At 68.2% G+C, this 15,399-nt stretch carries 8 protein-coding genes and 1 tRNA gene; 5 read left to right on the top strand and 4 right to left on the bottom strand.

The features are described 5' to 3' along the window. Window positions 1–347 precede the first annotated feature (347 nt). Window positions 348–848 carry an Hsp20/alpha crystallin family protein gene (locus NUM_RS21320; protein ID WP_207126682.1) on the bottom strand — a complete coding sequence of 167 codons (501 nt, stop codon included), beginning with the start codon at window positions 846–848 and terminating at the stop codon, window positions 348–350. Between the two features lie 124 nt (window positions 849–972). Here NUM_RS21320 and NUM_RS21315 point away from each other — a divergent pair, with 124 nt between their 5' ends. The 3 genes from NUM_RS21315 (at window position 973) to NUM_RS21305 (ending at window position 3,329) form a co-directional block, all read left to right on the top strand. Then, window positions 973–1,446, top strand: a complete 474-nt coding sequence (locus tag NUM_RS21315; RefSeq protein ID WP_207126681.1) for a type II toxin-antitoxin system PemK/MazF family toxin — start codon at window positions 973–975, stop codon at window positions 1,444–1,446. Window positions 1,447–1,536: 90 nt separating this feature from the next. Beyond that, window positions 1,537–2,058, top strand: a complete 522-nt coding sequence (locus tag NUM_RS21310; RefSeq protein ID WP_207126680.1) for a SigE family RNA polymerase sigma factor — start codon at window positions 1,537–1,539, stop codon at window positions 2,056–2,058. After that, window positions 2,058–3,329 carry a hypothetical protein gene (locus NUM_RS21305; RefSeq protein ID WP_207126679.1) on the top strand — a complete coding sequence of 424 codons (1,272 nt, stop codon included), beginning with the start codon at window positions 2,058–2,060 and terminating at the stop codon, window positions 3,327–3,329. The genes NUM_RS21310 and NUM_RS21305 overlap by 1 nt, the downstream gene beginning before the upstream one ends. Window positions 3,330–3,467: 138 nt before the next feature. Here NUM_RS21305 and NUM_RS21300 read toward each other — a convergent pair whose 3' ends face one another. Then, a complete protein-coding gene (locus NUM_RS21300; protein ID WP_207126678.1) occupies window positions 3,468–3,677 on the bottom strand; it encodes a hypothetical protein in 210 nt (69 codons plus the stop codon). A gap of 133 nt (window positions 3,678–3,810) precedes the next feature. Here NUM_RS21300 and NUM_RS21295 point away from each other — a divergent pair, with 133 nt between their 5' ends. Next, complete coding sequence (locus NUM_RS21295; protein WP_207126677.1) at window positions 3,811–4,473, top strand: VOC family protein; 663 nt, start codon at window positions 3,811–3,813, stop codon at window positions 4,471–4,473. 56 nt (window positions 4,474–4,529) lie between these two features. On the opposite strand, the gene NUM_RS21290 is transcribed toward NUM_RS21295, so the two are convergent. Then, window positions 4,530–4,606: transfer RNA gene (locus tag NUM_RS21290), tRNA-Ile, on the bottom strand. A gap of 979 nt (window positions 4,607–5,585) precedes the next feature. On the opposite strand from NUM_RS21290, the gene NUM_RS21285 reads away from it, so the two are divergent. Continuing rightward, window positions 5,586–7,073, top strand: coding sequence for a site-specific integrase (locus NUM_RS21285; RefSeq protein WP_207126676.1), 1,488 nt, complete (start codon window positions 5,586–5,588; stop codon window positions 7,071–7,073). A 1,767-nt stretch (window positions 7,074–8,840) separates the two neighbouring features. On the opposite strand, the gene NUM_RS21280 is transcribed toward NUM_RS21285, so the two are convergent. Continuing rightward, complete coding sequence (locus NUM_RS21280; protein ID WP_207126675.1) at window positions 8,841–15,389, bottom strand: RHS repeat domain-containing protein; 6,549 nt, start codon at window positions 15,387–15,389, stop codon at window positions 8,841–8,843. Between the last annotated feature and the right edge of the window lie 10 nt (window positions 15,390–15,399).

Below are 15,399 nucleotides of genomic sequence, written 5' to 3'. Positions count from 1 at the left end.
ATCGCGGGCATCCCCGCCCGACCTCACCGTCGCGCATCTCTGCCGAGCGGCACCTGCCGAACGTCTCCGGCGGGCAGCTGCCGGATCTCCGGCGGGCAGCTGCCGGACACGACTGACCGGCACGACTGAGCAGCACGACTGAGCAGCACGACCGACCGGCACGACTGACCGGCCGGGCTGAGCGGCACGACTGAGCAGCACGACTGAGCGGCACGACTGACCGGCACGACTGACCGGCACGACTGACCGGCCGGGCTGAGCGGCACGGAGATGGCCCGGCGCGAGTGCGCCGGGCCATCGTCGGTCGATCGTCGTTCCCGGCCGGCACAGCCGGCCGCTGCCGATCCTTACTCCTCGGTCGCCGCCTCGTCGGTCGACTCGGCCGGGCGCTCGCCCGCGTCCACCGCCGCCGGCTGCCCGGTCGTCACGGCGATCCGGTGGGTCGCCGGCTGCGCGTACGCACCGGCCACCCGCACGGTGAGCACGCCGGCGTCGTAGCTGGCGGTCACCGCGTCCGGTCCGACGTGCCGGGGCAGCCCGAAGGTGCGCCGGAACGCGCCGTAGCGCACCTCGCGCCGGCCGCGCTCGCCGTCGGTGGTCTCGTCCCGGCGCTCGCCGCGCACCACCAGGCGGTCACCGTCGACCTCGACGGTCACGTCGTCCTCGACGCGCACGCCGGGCAGCTCGATGCGGATCACCGCGTCCTCACCGTCGGACACCACGTCGGCGGCCGGGGTGAACCCGGACCGCTGCGCCGGCCAGCTCGTGCCGTCCCCGAACGCGCTGCGCACCAGCGCGTCGAACTCGGCGAACCGGTTGGTCCGGGACCACAACGACACACTGTTCATCGAACATCTCCTTCGGCCGTACCACTCACTCGCGGCCCGGCAGCACCGGGCGTCACTCCCTACAACTTGAGTCGACCCCGCTCAATTCCCGCGGCGGACAAATCGGGGCCGGTAGGGTGCCGGCGTGCCGAATCTCCTCGCCTCCGTGGCCGCCCGCCTGCGCCGACGCCGCCCCGGCGTACCCGCTCCGGCCCGGCCGGCCCGCCCCCGCCAGGTCGCCGCACTGCGGCGCCGCACCCTCGCGTACGCGCCGGAACTGGACGGCCGGGCCGATCCGGGCGAGATCGTCTGGACCTGGGTGCCGTACGAGGAGGATCCGCGCCAGGGCAAGGACCGGCCGGTGCTGGTCGTCGGCCGCTCCGGCCGCCGCACCCTGTACGGGCTGATGCTGTCCAGCAACGCCCGCCGGGACGGCCAGCACAACTGGTACCCGCTCGGCCCCGGCGACTGGGACCGGCAGCACCGACCCAGCTGGCTGCGGCTGGACCGGGTGCTGACCATGCGCGAGGACGGCATCCGCCGCGAGGGCGCCATCCTCGACCAGCCCCGCTTCGGCCGGGTCGCCGCGGTGCTGCGCGGCAGGTACGGGTGGAGCTGACCCGCCGGCGCGCGATTCGCCGGTTCTTCCGCCGGTTCCGGTAAACCTCGGTGCGGCGGCCGGTGTCGTACCTGGTGAGATGGAGGTGCGATGGCCGACCCAGGGACGGGGTTCGACGAGTTCGTCCGGGCCCGATCGGCGGCGCTGCTGCGCTCGGCGTACCTGTTGACCACCGACCGGCAGGAGGCGGAGGACCTGCTCCAGGAGGTACTGGAGCGGCTCTACGTCAAGTGGCGGCGGATCGACGGGGAACCCGAGGCGTACGCGCGGCGGATCCTGACCAACCAGGCGATCAACCGCTGGCGCCGGCGGTCGCGGCGGGTGCGCGAGGCACCCCTGTACGACCACGCCGACGAGGCGGTCGACGACCGCGCCGACGAGGTGGCGGTCCGCGGCGCGGTGCTGCATGCGTTGCGCGGCCTGCCGATGCGGCAACGGGCCGCGGTCGTGCTGCGCTACCTGGACGACCTGTCCGAGGCCGACACCGCCCGGGTCATGGGCTGCTCCGTCGGCACCGTCAAGAGCCACACCTCGCGAGCCCTCGCACATCTGCGCAGCACCCTGCCGGACGTGTTCGTGCCCTCGTCCGACACCGGCACAAGGAGCGAGTGATGAGTACCGACGAGCTGCACCGGGCGCTCCAGGACGCCACCGCACACCTCGCCCCGGCCGACGACATCGTGACCGCCGCCCGCCGTGGCGGGCAGCGCCGGCAGCGCCGCCGGCGCGCCAGGATCAGCGGCATCACCGCCGCGCTCCTGGTGTTCGCGCTGCTCGCCTCGGTGGCCGGGTACCGCGCGGCGAACCGGCCGGAGCGGGTGAACGCCACCGCCGCGAGCGTCAGCGGCCTGCTCGACCGGCCGACCCGCGGCAACCTCGCGCACGACGAGGCGGCGCTCGCCGCCGCCCGGCGCGGCTACACCAAGGAGACCCACGGCAAGGCGAAGGGCCACGTCATCTGGATCGGCCGTACCCGCTACGGCGACGCCGCGATCGTCGGGCACCGGGTGTCCGCCGTCGCGCAGGACAAGTCCACGGTGCGCCAGATCGCCGTCAGCCTGCTCACCCGTACCGGGAAGGGCGCGTTCCAGGTGGGCGATGCCGAGGTGCTCGACCCGGACCGGCCGGGCCTCGCCGAGCCCGCGTTCGGCAACCGGCTGATGATCGCCGTCGACGTGGGCGCGCCGGCCTACTACTCGACCCGGCACTCCTTCGACTCCCACCGGACCAGCCGGATCTGGCACCGGGTGCACTTCACCGACGGCGTCGCGGTACTGGACGTGGCGCGCGGTGAGACGATGTTGGTGGCGTCCAACGACCATCCGACCGCCCTGCAGGTCCTCGGCTCCCCGACCCCGATCTCGCCGATGACGGCGCGCGACCACACGCTGGGCTGGGGCGCACGGCCGGACCCGCTGGGCGAGTCGAAGGCGCCGACCGCGATCCCGGCCACCGCCGGTGCCGCGCAGCTCGGCTGGGCAGCCCGCGGCGGTGCGGCGAAGGTGTTCCGGAAGGCGTTCCAGGCCAGCGACTACGCCGACCCGCTGGAGGAGTTCCCGGCGGTCCCGTCGCTGACCCCGTGGGTCGTGTACGGGCAGACCGGCACGCCGTTCGTCCTCGGCGAGGTGCAGTACGACAGCGAACCGAGCCACGTGTACGTCGTGGTCAACGGCAGCACCGTGCACTACGTCGGGGTCGCCGACCGCACCGCCGTGCTGCCCGTCAAGTGGAAGCTGCCGGACGGGTGGGTGGTCGCCGCCAAGGGCAGGACCCTCGCGTACCGCACCGGCAGCGGCAGCTGGCACGACGCCGGCCGGGACGCCGCCGTACTGCCCATCGACGCCACCGAGGTCCGCGTCGGCGGAACGGCCGTCCGCCTCTGACGGCCGCCGGACCCGTTGCGCGGCAACGGTCGTACGGATCGGTCGGTGAGGCGGCACCCGGTAGCGGAGGTGGGTGACGCCGCAGTCGGCGGCCACCGCCGGGTCCAACAAGCACCCCGGGTGCCGGCGAGCCACGGGTCACCGCGGCCGAGGATCACCGGCACCAGGCTGCTCGGCCGTCAGCAACTTCGCGGTGCGCCGCGAGACGTGCGGCTCCGGAAAGCCGTCGCTGAGCTGGAGCGGCACCTCGCCGGTGGCGTAGAAGCCGAACAGCTCGTCGCAGCCGTCGTCCGGGTCCGCGACGAACCCGTCAAACGACATCGCCAGGTGCGCGGTCACCGCACCCATCGGGACCCCTTCGTTGCCGGGCACACGGCGCGGCTGGCCGGAACTCATTGCCGCCGTGTGAACATCCCGGACGGCGTTCGTCCGGAACCTGCCCTACCGTGGGCGACCACGACCCACCGGCGGACGGAGCATCATGGACGACCAGCAACAGCTGACGAGCGCGCAACTCGCCGAGGCGGGCCTCGACGACTGGCGACCGCTCCTCGGCCGGCTCAAGGCCCGCTTCCGCACCGGCGACCCCGCCACCGGGTACGCGCTGGCGAACGCCATCGGGCAGGCCGCCACCGCCGCCGCCCACTACCCGGACCTGACCATCACCGGCACCGCCGTGGTCGTGGCCCTGACCAGCCCCGAGGGCATCACCGGCCGCGACGTCCAGCTCGCCCGCGAGATCAGCCGGCGCGCCGAGCAGCTCGGCGTCACCTCCGACGCCGGCGGCATCACCCAGCTCGAACTCGGCCTCGACACCGCGGCCAACTCGCGGCTCGCCCCGTACTATGCGGCGCTGCTCGGCGGCGAGGTCACCCACGGCGAACCCGTCGACCCCAGCGGGCAGGTACCCACGGTGTGGTGGCAGGAACCGGACGACAGCGGCGGCCCGGTACTGCCCGCGCAACCCTTCGAACAGCGCTGGCACTTCGACGTTTGGGTCGCCCCCGACGAGGGCGAGCGACGGCTCCAGGCGGTACTCGCCGCCGGCGGCCGGCTGGTCAGCGACGCCGCCGCCCCGTCGTACTGGGTGGTCGAGGACGCCGACGGCAACCGCTCCTGCATCTGCACCCCAGCGGGTCGCTGACGCCAGTCCCCTGGCTTACCACCCTCGTAGGGCACGACAGACCGCGTTTCCGCAGGTGGTGGGGCGGGCGGGACTCGAACCCGCGGCCAAAGGATTATGAGTCCCCTGCTCTAACCGGCTGAGCTACCGCCCCCAGCGTCAGCACCTTATCCGACGCCCCGCCGAGCGAACCGCCCGGTAGCCCCCAAACCGCCCCCGACCAGCATCGACACCACGCCGCGCCATCGCCGGCCCCGGCCCACCGGCCCGGCGCTCGCAGCGATCGCTGGAGTCACGTAGCGCCGGTTGATGCATGTTGGAGTCACGCGGTCGGAGCATCCACGGAGCACCACGGCGCCCTGACCCGCGATGCAGTCGACTGCTGCTGCGCGAGGCCGTGACCGGCCACAACGCGGTATCTGCCGAGCGCGCTGGCCGCCCTGAGTCGGCCGGTGTGCTCGTGTGTGCTCCACACTCGGCTCGACGTCCGATGCCCTGAGAAGGTCGCCGGCCGGACGCTGCTGCGGTGGCTTGAGTAGTACCGCAGTCCCCTCCTCGGTGTCCTTGGGCGGGTGGAAAGCATGACCATCGCCGACAGATCGATGCCTCTGCTCGAGGCCCGTCCCCGCCGTTCTGACGCAGTCCATCCACCGTCTCGCCACCGGCACGCACAGGACCGCGTCCCGACTCCCCGATGTTCTGATACGCGTCGCCGATCGGATGGTGCTGCCGTGTTCTGCGCAACAGTGCTGTCCCATTCGGTGGGGGCCGGTGGCAATTGAATACATGAGCATCAACAACAGCAGGGATCATTCCCCCGATCCGTTCCCTATCTCGATCCCGAGCCGGTCAGTCGTCTCGACCCCGGCCGGGCCGCAGCCTCCGCCAGGCTGCACGGTGCGCCTCCCGTCTTCCCATCCCGACCGTTGCGCCGGCGTCGGTCACCCGGCGGCTGGGGCCCGTGCGGCGCCTTCTCTCGCGAGCTCGGCTGGTCGCCGGCCCGCGCCGGTGGTGCGACTTGACTTCGCGGTGGAGTCGAGCGGCCATGGCCACGACCGTCACCACGCTGGGCGCTCCATGACCTGCCCGGCTGGCGGCGGGTCGACGTGCCGATCGGGAAGGGAGCCGGCCTGGTGAAGGGTTCGGTCTACAAACGCTGCACCTGCCGTGACCCGCAGACCGCCCGCCTGCTCGGCCGGGGCTGCCCGCAACTCAAGCGGGCCAACGGATCCTGGAACCCGCGACACGGCGCCTGGCACATCCAATGCGACCTGCCGCGCCGCGCCGACGGCACACGCCGCACGCTGCGCCACGCCGGCTACCCGACCCAGGACGACGCCACGGCCGATCTGCTGCACCTCAACACGCTGCTGGCGATCCCGGACCGCAGCGATACCACCAGCCAGATCGGACTTGGTGACCTGATCAAGCACACGATCTCCACCGACGGACGGCTACCCGACACCGACACCGTCCGCCGCGCCCTGCAAACCGGCACCAGGCTGATCGGGCAGCCGACCGTCGCCGAATGGCTCGACCAATGGCTCGCCGGTAAACGCAACCTGGCCGACTCGACCCGCAGCAAGTACGCCGAACACATTCGCCGCCACCTGATCCCGCACTTGGGGCATCTGCGGCTCGACCGGCTACGCCGGCAGCACATCGCCGCGATGATCGAAGCGATCATCGACCGCGCCGACTACGTCCAGGCCATCCGCGAGTCTGGCGACAAGGCAGCCTGCCTCGCCTTGCGTGGGGAGAAGGTCACCGGCGCGACCACCCTGCACCGCATCCGCGCCACCCTGCGCGCCGCGCTCAACGCCGCGATCCGTGAAGACCTCATAGCCGCCAACCCCGCCACCCACATCGAACTACCCTCTCCGCGCCGGCCACGTCCGCTCGTGTGGACGCCAGAACGCGTCCGCCGCTGGGAGGCCGATGGAACCGTCCCGGGGCCAGTGATGGTGTGGACCGCCGAACAAACCGGCCGGTTCCTGGATGCGATCCTCGACGACGCGCTCTATCCGCTGTTTCATCTGGTCGCCTACCGCGGGCTCCGCCGCGGCGAAGCCTGCGGGCTGCACGACGACGACCTCGACCTGACTGCCGGTGAGATCACCATCCGCTGGCAGCTACTGGGCGAACACAAAACGCCGACCCTGGCACGCACCAAGACCGAATCCTCGGATGCCACCATCGCCCTCGACGACGACACCATCACCGTCCTGCGCCGCCACCGCGCGGCGCAAGCCAAACAACGCCTCGCCGCCCGCGAACCCTGGCCCACCCACGGGCTGCTCTTCACCACGCCCGATGGCCAGCCACTCCAACCCGGCTGGGTCACCGCCCACTTCCAGCGACTCATCGCCCGGGCAGGTCTTCCCCCGATCCGGCTGCACGACCTGCGCCACGGCGCAGCCACCCTCGCCCTCGCCGCGGGCGTCGACCTCAAAGTAGTCCAGGCCATGCTGCGCCACTCCACCATCACCCTGACCGCCGACACCTACAGCAGCGTGCTCCCCCAACTCGCGAAAGACGCCGCCAACGCCACCGCCGCCACCATCCCCCGCGCCCAACACCACCGACCGCAGCACCATGGCCCAACGCCGCCAGCGCTCTAACCGAGCGTGGGCAGGGGCGGGCGTAGCCAGAGTTTCGCCGCCCTACCCACAAACAATCTATGAAAGCGGAATAAACCAGAGTGACAAGCACAACATGCTAGCCTCATCTCCTAGACCACCGGGGCCACGCTATTTCTATTCACCCTCACCCGTCGTAACAGGTTCAGCGCGCCGCGCTGCGCGCTAAGCCGGGCCCGCCCAGCGCCAGCGACATGTGCCCGCCACGTCCTCCGAGCCACACCCGTCCCATCCCACAGCGCTCTGCTACTCGGAAATTACTCGACGGAACACATACCGTTTATCCAGGTCAGGGTCAGTGATGTAATAGAAGATGACCCAATGGCTATTTTCGTTTCCTATGACAAGCTGGAAGCCGCTACGTTTGATCGAAAGATTGAGTCGCGCCGCTTCTAAGCCCCGCCTTTCAATATACCAAGAACCAGTCGCATCCCGCGGCGCATAGTAACTGCCAGAGGCAATTATCTGTAGCGGTAGCCGCTTCGCAACGAAGCGATGCCTCAGATCAAGCGTTAGGAGAGCGCCTCCTGAGCCACGCCACTCACCGATAAGATCATCATCGTTTACTCTTTTCGGGAGGCTTGAGCAGGAGGCGAGCACGCCTACTAGGACAACGGAAAACCCATACGCATGGACGCGCCGGAGCCGGACCACGCCAGTCTCGCCTCGTCGGATTGACACGCCTTACCTTCCGGCCACGCGACGGCCCCTAAGAGGGTTGGACACGTATGCACAACTCAGCAGACTCACCTAGTAGGTATCTCACCAACTATTGCTTTATAAACAAAGAATATTCCAACAAGTACGAGCAGGAGACAAAACCCAACTCGTACACAGCCCGGCAGCTGAGTCGGTTCTCCGCGAGCGCCTGGACCCCTCCTCAGAATGTTCACGAACTGATTGGGCTTCAGCAAATAGAAGGTCCCGAGTGTAATCACACTGGCGCCAATAATTGTGACAGCAATCCGACTACTCATCTAATGCCTTACTACCCTACGAAAGCGGAATAGCCGCGCCGTCACAACAACGCGGTCAGTTGCCCTTAACCAACGCCGAAGGTCGGGCACCATCCTTCCGGTGCCGCCGCGTCGCGTGCCAAATCCCTATCGCCGATGGCTGTCCTTTAGCAATCGTTCTTCGCTTGGTGCGCAAACTCAGTTAGGCTAATCGTGCGAGAGTCGCCTGTTCGTCCGAGAAGCCCAGGGTGATAGCTCAGTACCTGGTTCTTCCGCAAGCGTTTTAGTTCAGATAATGTGAACTGTATTACCAAAGTACCGCGCGTTGCAAAAAATGCGTCAAGGTCATAAGCCTTACCCGGTTCTAAGTGATCCAAGCCGAATCCGATACGATTCCACCCGGCCGGCGTTGAAAAGAGCGGCACCGTCGAGGGCGGCTCGCCGTCTAGAGGTGCGCTGATTTCCCAACTTCCACCCTGGGGACTCGCAGTGCTTGATTTCGCTTCGTCCGTTCGCTTGTCACCTAATGCCAGCCCGGCGATGGGGCTCCCTTCGCAACGGAATATCCGTACAACCGCCTGTCCTCCTATCCATTGGATCCCCGCGAAGCGAGCAGGACCGGGAGAACAAGCAGTTAGGAGTCCGGCGCAAATTGCGACGGAGGTCATCATCGATAGATGTCGACGAAACAGGCGCCGGTCGCGAAATCTGAATCTTGCCCGATTCGGCCACCTCATCTGACACGCACCAATCTAGATCTGGCCAACTTCACTTAGGCTGGCTTAACGCCACACTAGTTAACTGGACGGGGACTGGCACCCGGAACAGGGCGCGGCGTGCTGCCAGCCGATGGCTTGAGATACCGATAGTCCTTGTAGCCTCCCCAGTAGAGATTTGCCTGAACCTCGAACAAGTTGCATATGGCAGCGTCGCCGCAATGCCACAAGGACGACAACGAGAGGGCATAGTAGACTGCTGCGTATTGACCAACGCTCGAGAAGTGGGTCCATTGGTCCGAGTGCACTGCTTCGTGCCGAAGGAGGTTTGGACCGTAGATGTCTGCCGTGCGCTTCGACGCCTTTTTCGCTATTGCGGCCCGACGCTGCGCTTCGAATTTTTTCTGACGACCAAGGTCGCCGCTCGAATTTGGATAAAAGAGGATATCCCCGATAGTTATCGGTCGGGAATATACGCTTCCAGATCCGGTGCAAATAATCTGCGCTTTGTCGAAGAAGCAACTCGCGTGAATCTGCGACGCAAGTGCGAGCGCATAGGCATCGGATCCATTGGTGAGATTCCCCTGCCGAACCTGAGGCATCTTAGCGTCGAGACAGGCGCCGCCAGGCCCATAAATACCGCTCTTGCAAGACTTCGTAGGATGCATTTTCGGCCCCGTACGAGAGTAGTTTGGATCGTTCTTACTCAGCCGTTCGGGGTGCATCCAATAATATTCACGGTTTGCTTTGTCTACTTGCTTGGCGGTTCCGTAGCCACGGCCATCGTCGCCACGAATCATTCTTCCGTCGGGGTCACAAGAGTTAGGCGGAGCGTTGTTTGAATATGCGTATCCATTCCATTGCTGTGGCGAGTCGTGGTCGAGGAGTGGGTCGGGGTTGAGGAAGCGGCCCAAGGTCGCGGAGTATTGGCGGGCGCCGAGGTTGGTGAGCTGGTTGGTGTCGTCGCGGGTGCCGCCGACGAAGCCTTTGTCTCCGGCCCAGCCTTGGCTGGTGGTGGGGGTGCGGTCTTGGCCGAACGGGGTGTAGAGGCGTCGGGTGACGGCGAGGCCATCGGCGGTGATGTCGACGGTGCCGGTGCCATGGGGGTCGGCGGCCTGCCAGTGCAGGCTGCTGCCGCTTGTGGTGGCGACTCGCACGGCGCTGGGTCCGTCGGGGAAGTCGTAGGTGCGGTCGATTTCGGTGACGGATCCACCGGACAGCTGTATGGCGTCTCCGCCGAGGTACACCGTCGTCATGCCGTCGGTGGTGCGGGCGATCAGATTGCCGTCGGCGTCGTAGCCGTAACCGGTGGAGTGCTTCGGCTGGTCAGGTGTTCCGGTGGTAAGAGTGGCGAGTTTCCCGGCGGCGTTCCAGGTGAAGGCTTGGCTGGTGTCGGGGTTGACGGTGCCGCCGGTTGCGGTGGTCGTGCCGGTGGGGCGGCCGTCAGCGTCGTAGTCCCAGCTGGTGGTGGTGTCACCGTTGGTGACGGTGTGCACGGCGTGTTGGGTGTCGAGACCGTCGTAGGTTTCGGTGGTGGTGCGGTCGGCGCCGCCGGGTGTCGTGGCGTGGTCGGTGCTGGCGATCCGGTTGCCGGTCAGGTCGTAGCTGTAGGACTGCCAGTAGGGTGCCGGCCCGGACAGCGACGCCGTGGACGGGTCGGTGGTGTCGCAGCCGCCGACGCCCTGGACGCTGGGTGTCGGTGCGGTGTGGGTGGCGCCGGCGTCGGTCCAGGCGTTGGTGATCCGGCCAAGGTAGTCGTAGTCGAAGCACTGCCGGTCGGTGGAGGCGGTGCCGCCGCCGTCTTGGGTGTCGGTGGCGGAGGTGACCTGGCCGGCGGGGTTGTAGGTGTAGGTGGTGGAGTCGACGGCGGCGTTGCCGTCTTCCTTGGACACGGTGGCGTTGAGAAGCCGGCCGGTGGGTTCGTCCCAGTTGTTGGTGACCGCCACCTGCTTGGGCATGACGCTGTCGGTGGCGCGGATCAGCCGGCCGTGGGGGTCGTAGTTGGCCCAGGTGACGTAGGTGTCGAGGCCGCCGGTCGTGACGGGTAGGCCGGTTTCGTTGTAGCCGATGCCGTAGGTCTCGGTGCCGATCAGGTTGTTGGTGCCGGTCTCCTTGATCGTGGTCGTGTTGGGCAGGCCCATCACTGGCGAGTAGCTGGTGGTCGTCGCATAGGAGATCGCGGCGGTGTTGCCGTAGGCGCCGGCCGGGACCGTGGTGGTCTCGCCGGTGGGTTTGCCGAAGGCGTTGTAGCCGGCGATGCTGTGGGTCCAGGTGGGGGTGGTGCCGTCGGCGGCGTAGGTGGTGGCGGTGGCGAGTTGGCCTTTGCCTCCGTCGGCGGTGTCGTAGCTCCAGGCGTTGATGATCGGGCCGGAGGTGTCTCCGTTGTGGACCGCCGTCTTACGGCCGAGCACGTCGTAGTCGGTGCTCAGCGTCTGCCCGGCGTTGTCGGTACTCGACACCTGTTCATTGTCGTCGTTGTAGTTGCTGGTGGTGGTGCCGGTGTCTGGGTCGGTGGCCTTGACGGTGTTGCCGGCCGCGTCGTAGCTGGTGGTCCACAGAAGCTTCGAGTCGCTGGGGTTGGCGCTCTGCGCCAACGGGCCGACCAGCTTGGTCTGGCGGCCGGCGGCGTCGTAGGAGTAGTAGGAGAGGTCGTAGGCGCCGGTGGCGGCCGCGCCGTGGAACTGCCGCAGTTGGGTCTTCTGGCCGCGGGCGTCGGTGATGGTGGCGGTCGGGGTGCCTCCGGCGGGTGGGGTGGTGTCGGTTTCGTCGGCGCCCGGGTAGGCGGTGGTGGTGGTCCACTGCGCGGTGCTGTTGGAGTACAGGGTGGAGGCGGTGGCGCGGCCTTGGCCGTCGAAGCTGGTGCGGGTTTCGGCTGGCGTCTTGGACGGCACGATCTGGATGGGAGTGGTCGCCGGGTCGGACTCGGTGTTGTAGAAGGCTTGGACGGAGTCGATGGTCCAGCCGTGGGAGTCGTAGGCGGTGGCGGCGATCAGCCTCGCGTGGGTGGCGCCGTTGCGGGGCATCGACTGTTCTTGCCGGAGTCGTAGCAGCGAGTCGTAGATCTTGATGTCGGTGTCGTAGAGGCCGCTGTCGTGCAGCGTCTGCGTCGTGACCGCCACGTAGGCGTCGTTGGTGGTGGCGTAGCTGAACTTCATCGACGGTGTCGAGGCGTAGGTGGCTTTGGGGTGGCTGGGCAGCCACACCTGGGTCAGGCGTCCGAGCCCGTCGTAGGTTTCGGTGGTGAGCCGGTTGTTGACATCCGTGCTGGCCAGCGGCAGTTGCCGGCCCGGGTCGTAGGTGGTGCTGGTGGTCCAACCCTTCGGGTTGGTCACGCTTCCACTGACTGGCAGGTACTGGCGTGCGGTGGCGGTGTCGCCGTAGCTGGTCGAGGTGGCGCGCCCCAACGGGTCGACCGTCTTGGTGACCCGACCGTAGACGTCGTAGGTGCTGGTGGACGCGGCGGCCCAGGTCACGGCTGGGGAGGCGGTCTTGAGCGCCTGGCTGGTCGTCGCATCACCGGCGGCGGTGACAGTGCCGAGGGTGGTGGAGCCGTCGTAGTAGGTGCGGCTGGCCGACAGGGTGCTGGCGCCGACGGTGCTGCTGCACGCGCCCTGGTTGGTGATCACCTCGGCGGGAAGGCTACGGATGTTGCGGTCGGTGTCGGTGGCGTAGCGGGTGTGGGTGCACTTCTCCGGCGTGGTGCCACCGACCGGTTTCCCGTCCGCGTCGATCTGGCCCTTGTCATCGACGGCGGTCGCCAGGCCCGTGCCGTTGTCGAAGGTGGTGACGGTTTCGGCGGTGCGCCAGGTGCCGTCGGCCAGCTTGTCGCGGGTGTCGACGCGGTCGGTGTTGCTGTAGCGGGCGATCAGATCCGGTAGCCCGGAACGGGTCTTGGTGGCGGTGGCCGCCGACTGCCACGGGTGGTTCATGGTCTGGGTTTGGGCGCTGCCGCCGTCGCTGCTGTAGGTGGTGGTCTGGTAGGAGGTGCCGTTCCATGCGGGGTTGTCGGTGATGGTGTCGCCGGCGGAGTCGGTGAACGACACGCTCCGTTTCGACCCGTCCTTGCGGACGTCGCCGTTCATGCCCTGCAGGTACCACGAGGTCGATTGGGTGATCGGGTCTGGTGTCTTGCCGGTGCGGGTGGTGATGGCGTGGTAGCCGCGGAACTGGCCCCAGGTGCGGGTCTTGGTCGGGGTGAACTCGCTGTCGTCGCGATGCCACGCGGCGCCGGAGTAGCTGTAGGTGGTGACCTTGGCGGGGGACTGGTCAGCGGTCCACAGGTCGCCGTTGTCGTTCTCGTCGACCTCGGTCACGGGGTAGGTGTAGAACCAGTCGAGGATCGGGTCGGTGTAGCCGTCCGGGGTCCAGCGCACCGGGTAGCAGGGGCGGGTGTCGTTGTCTTCGGTCGGTGGGCTCGACCGGTCGCAGCCGGTAGTGGCGGTGGTGTCGTAGGTGACGGTGATCTTCTCGCCGGTCTCGGTGGTCAACCCGAACAGCCGGAACCGCCGGATCGGCGCCACATCGGAGGGTGTGATGATGCCGTCCACCCGGTTGGCCAGGGCGTCTTTCCCGTCGAAGGTGGTCTTGTCCAGCGCCACCGAGGAGCCGCCGCCGCGGGTGTCGGCGCCGGTGTGCTGGATCGAGGCCAGCCACATGGCCTTGCCGGGCTCGTAGGTGCCGCCCTGGCCGATGTCGCCGGGGTCCGGGTAGGTCTGCGACAGGGTGTACTTGTCGACCGTGGACCAGCCGGGCGTGGACAGCGACAGGTCCCACACGCGGGTGGTGATCGTCGACAGCCGTAGCTGCGACCAGAACGTCGGGTTGTGGGTGTCGCAGGTGCCCGAGGAGTCGCAGTGCTGGTCGTAGGGCACGTCCGGCCAGTGCGACGCGGTGTCTTTCGACAGGGCCTTGCTGCAGTCGAAGCCGCCCGTGGTGTCGCAGCGCTGCGCGACGCCGAACAGCACCTGCGCGGCCGGGTTCTTGCCGGCGACGTAGTCGGCGACCTGCTGACCGTAGGAGATCGACGTGGGCACGCCGCCACGAACGTAGGAGGTGGGGGTGTGGGTGGTGCCAGCACCGTAGTAGTTGGTTTCGGTGCGATAGTGGTAGACGGTGATGTCGTGGTGGGTGTCGATCACGAAGTCGAGATTCCACCGCCAGCCTTGCGTGCAGCGTGAGGCGTCGAAGGTACCGGCGTGGCAGGGTTCCCCGTCGTCGTCGCCGTAGACCGGGGCGCCCCAGGCGGCGTTGGTCGCGTCATCCGACCCATCGCCGCCGTTGGCGGTGGGCAGGTGCTCGGCACCGAACAGGTAGACGGTGCCGTCCTGGGTGGTCACCTTCCAGTAGGTGCCGGCGTGCAGCCCGTTGCTGGCCCCGTCGATCTGCTCGACGAGTGATCCGTCATCGTCCGACAGTCGCCACGTGTTCCCGCTGCCGGTGGGTACCAGCCGGTTGGACTTACCACCCAGCGACAGGGTGGCGTTGTCGCCGGCCCAGCAGTTCTCGAACACGGCGTCGTGGCCGTCGTCGTCGCAGGACTTGTAGGAGCGTTCGATGAACCCCGGCGTGTAGTCCCAACCATCACCGATCCAGGAGGCCTGGCTGTTGTTGGCCGACGTGCGGCCGTCCACGCTCGACGACGAATACGACAGCGCGACACCCGGCCCGTCCCCACCCAACGCTGGGGGGACGGTGATCGGGTAGGAGTAGCTGAACGCGCCGGTGTTACCGACCGACCAGTCGCCCGACGCCTTCAACGGGGTCGCCGCGTAGGTGCCGGCGCCGCTGCCCGCGCCGCCGACAGCGGCCAACACCACGGCACCGCCATCGGTACCGCTCGCTGCCGGGAGGGTGAGGTCAGCGACGAGCTGACCTCCCGTCAAGTCGTTGCTGGAGGCGGCGACCGGCGTCTGCCGCTGGCAACGCTTCACCGTCGGCGTGGTCAGGACGCAGTTGGGCAGGCGAACGAGGTGTAGCCGGGCGGCGTAGTCACCGCCGTAAGCGTCGACGATCGCCGAGTAGTCAACCCCGACCGACACCCCGGACTTGCCGGTGGTGTCGACCGGCGCGACCGACACGACCAGGCCGTCAACACCGGCCCTGCGGGCCTGCGCCCGCGACGTCACTGCCACCTTCACCTGACGTGTAGCCGCCGCGGCGGAGGCGGTCTTCGCGGCCGACCGTGCCTTCGTCGAGACCGGCAGTCGGCCGGTGGTCAGTGTTCCGGGCGCCGACACCGACACCGGAATACCCGCAGCCGTGGCGAGGCGATGCTGTCCCGGGTGGCCTGCGGCGGCAGCGATCGCCGCATCGGCCGGATCGATCGGGGTGATCCCGATCGTCGCCGAACCCGCCGTCGGCCAGTGCGGGGCGCGCGGCGCAGTGGAGCGCATTGTGCTGTGCGTGGAGGCGCTGCTGGCGCGGTTCACGTTGGTGACCGGCACCGATGGGGTCTCCGGCAACGGGAACGGCGACCACAACTCGTCGCTCCCGGGAGCCGCGGCGGCCGGCGTGGCAACCAGCAGACAGCCGGCCAGAAGGGCGGCGCCGGCCGATGCCGCCCACCGCCCGACCGCAGCACGACGACGCGAACGAGCAGCCTTGACCCGCAAAAGGGCATGCGGCATCGCAAACCTC

The organism is Actinocatenispora comari (assembly GCF_017312725.1).
Classification (GTDB): Bacteria; Actinomycetota; Actinomycetes; order Mycobacteriales; family Micromonosporaceae; genus Actinocatenispora; species Actinocatenispora comari.
The sequence above is the reverse complement of the archived record's forward strand: the minus strand, read 5'-3'. Positions and strand labels throughout refer to the sequence as shown.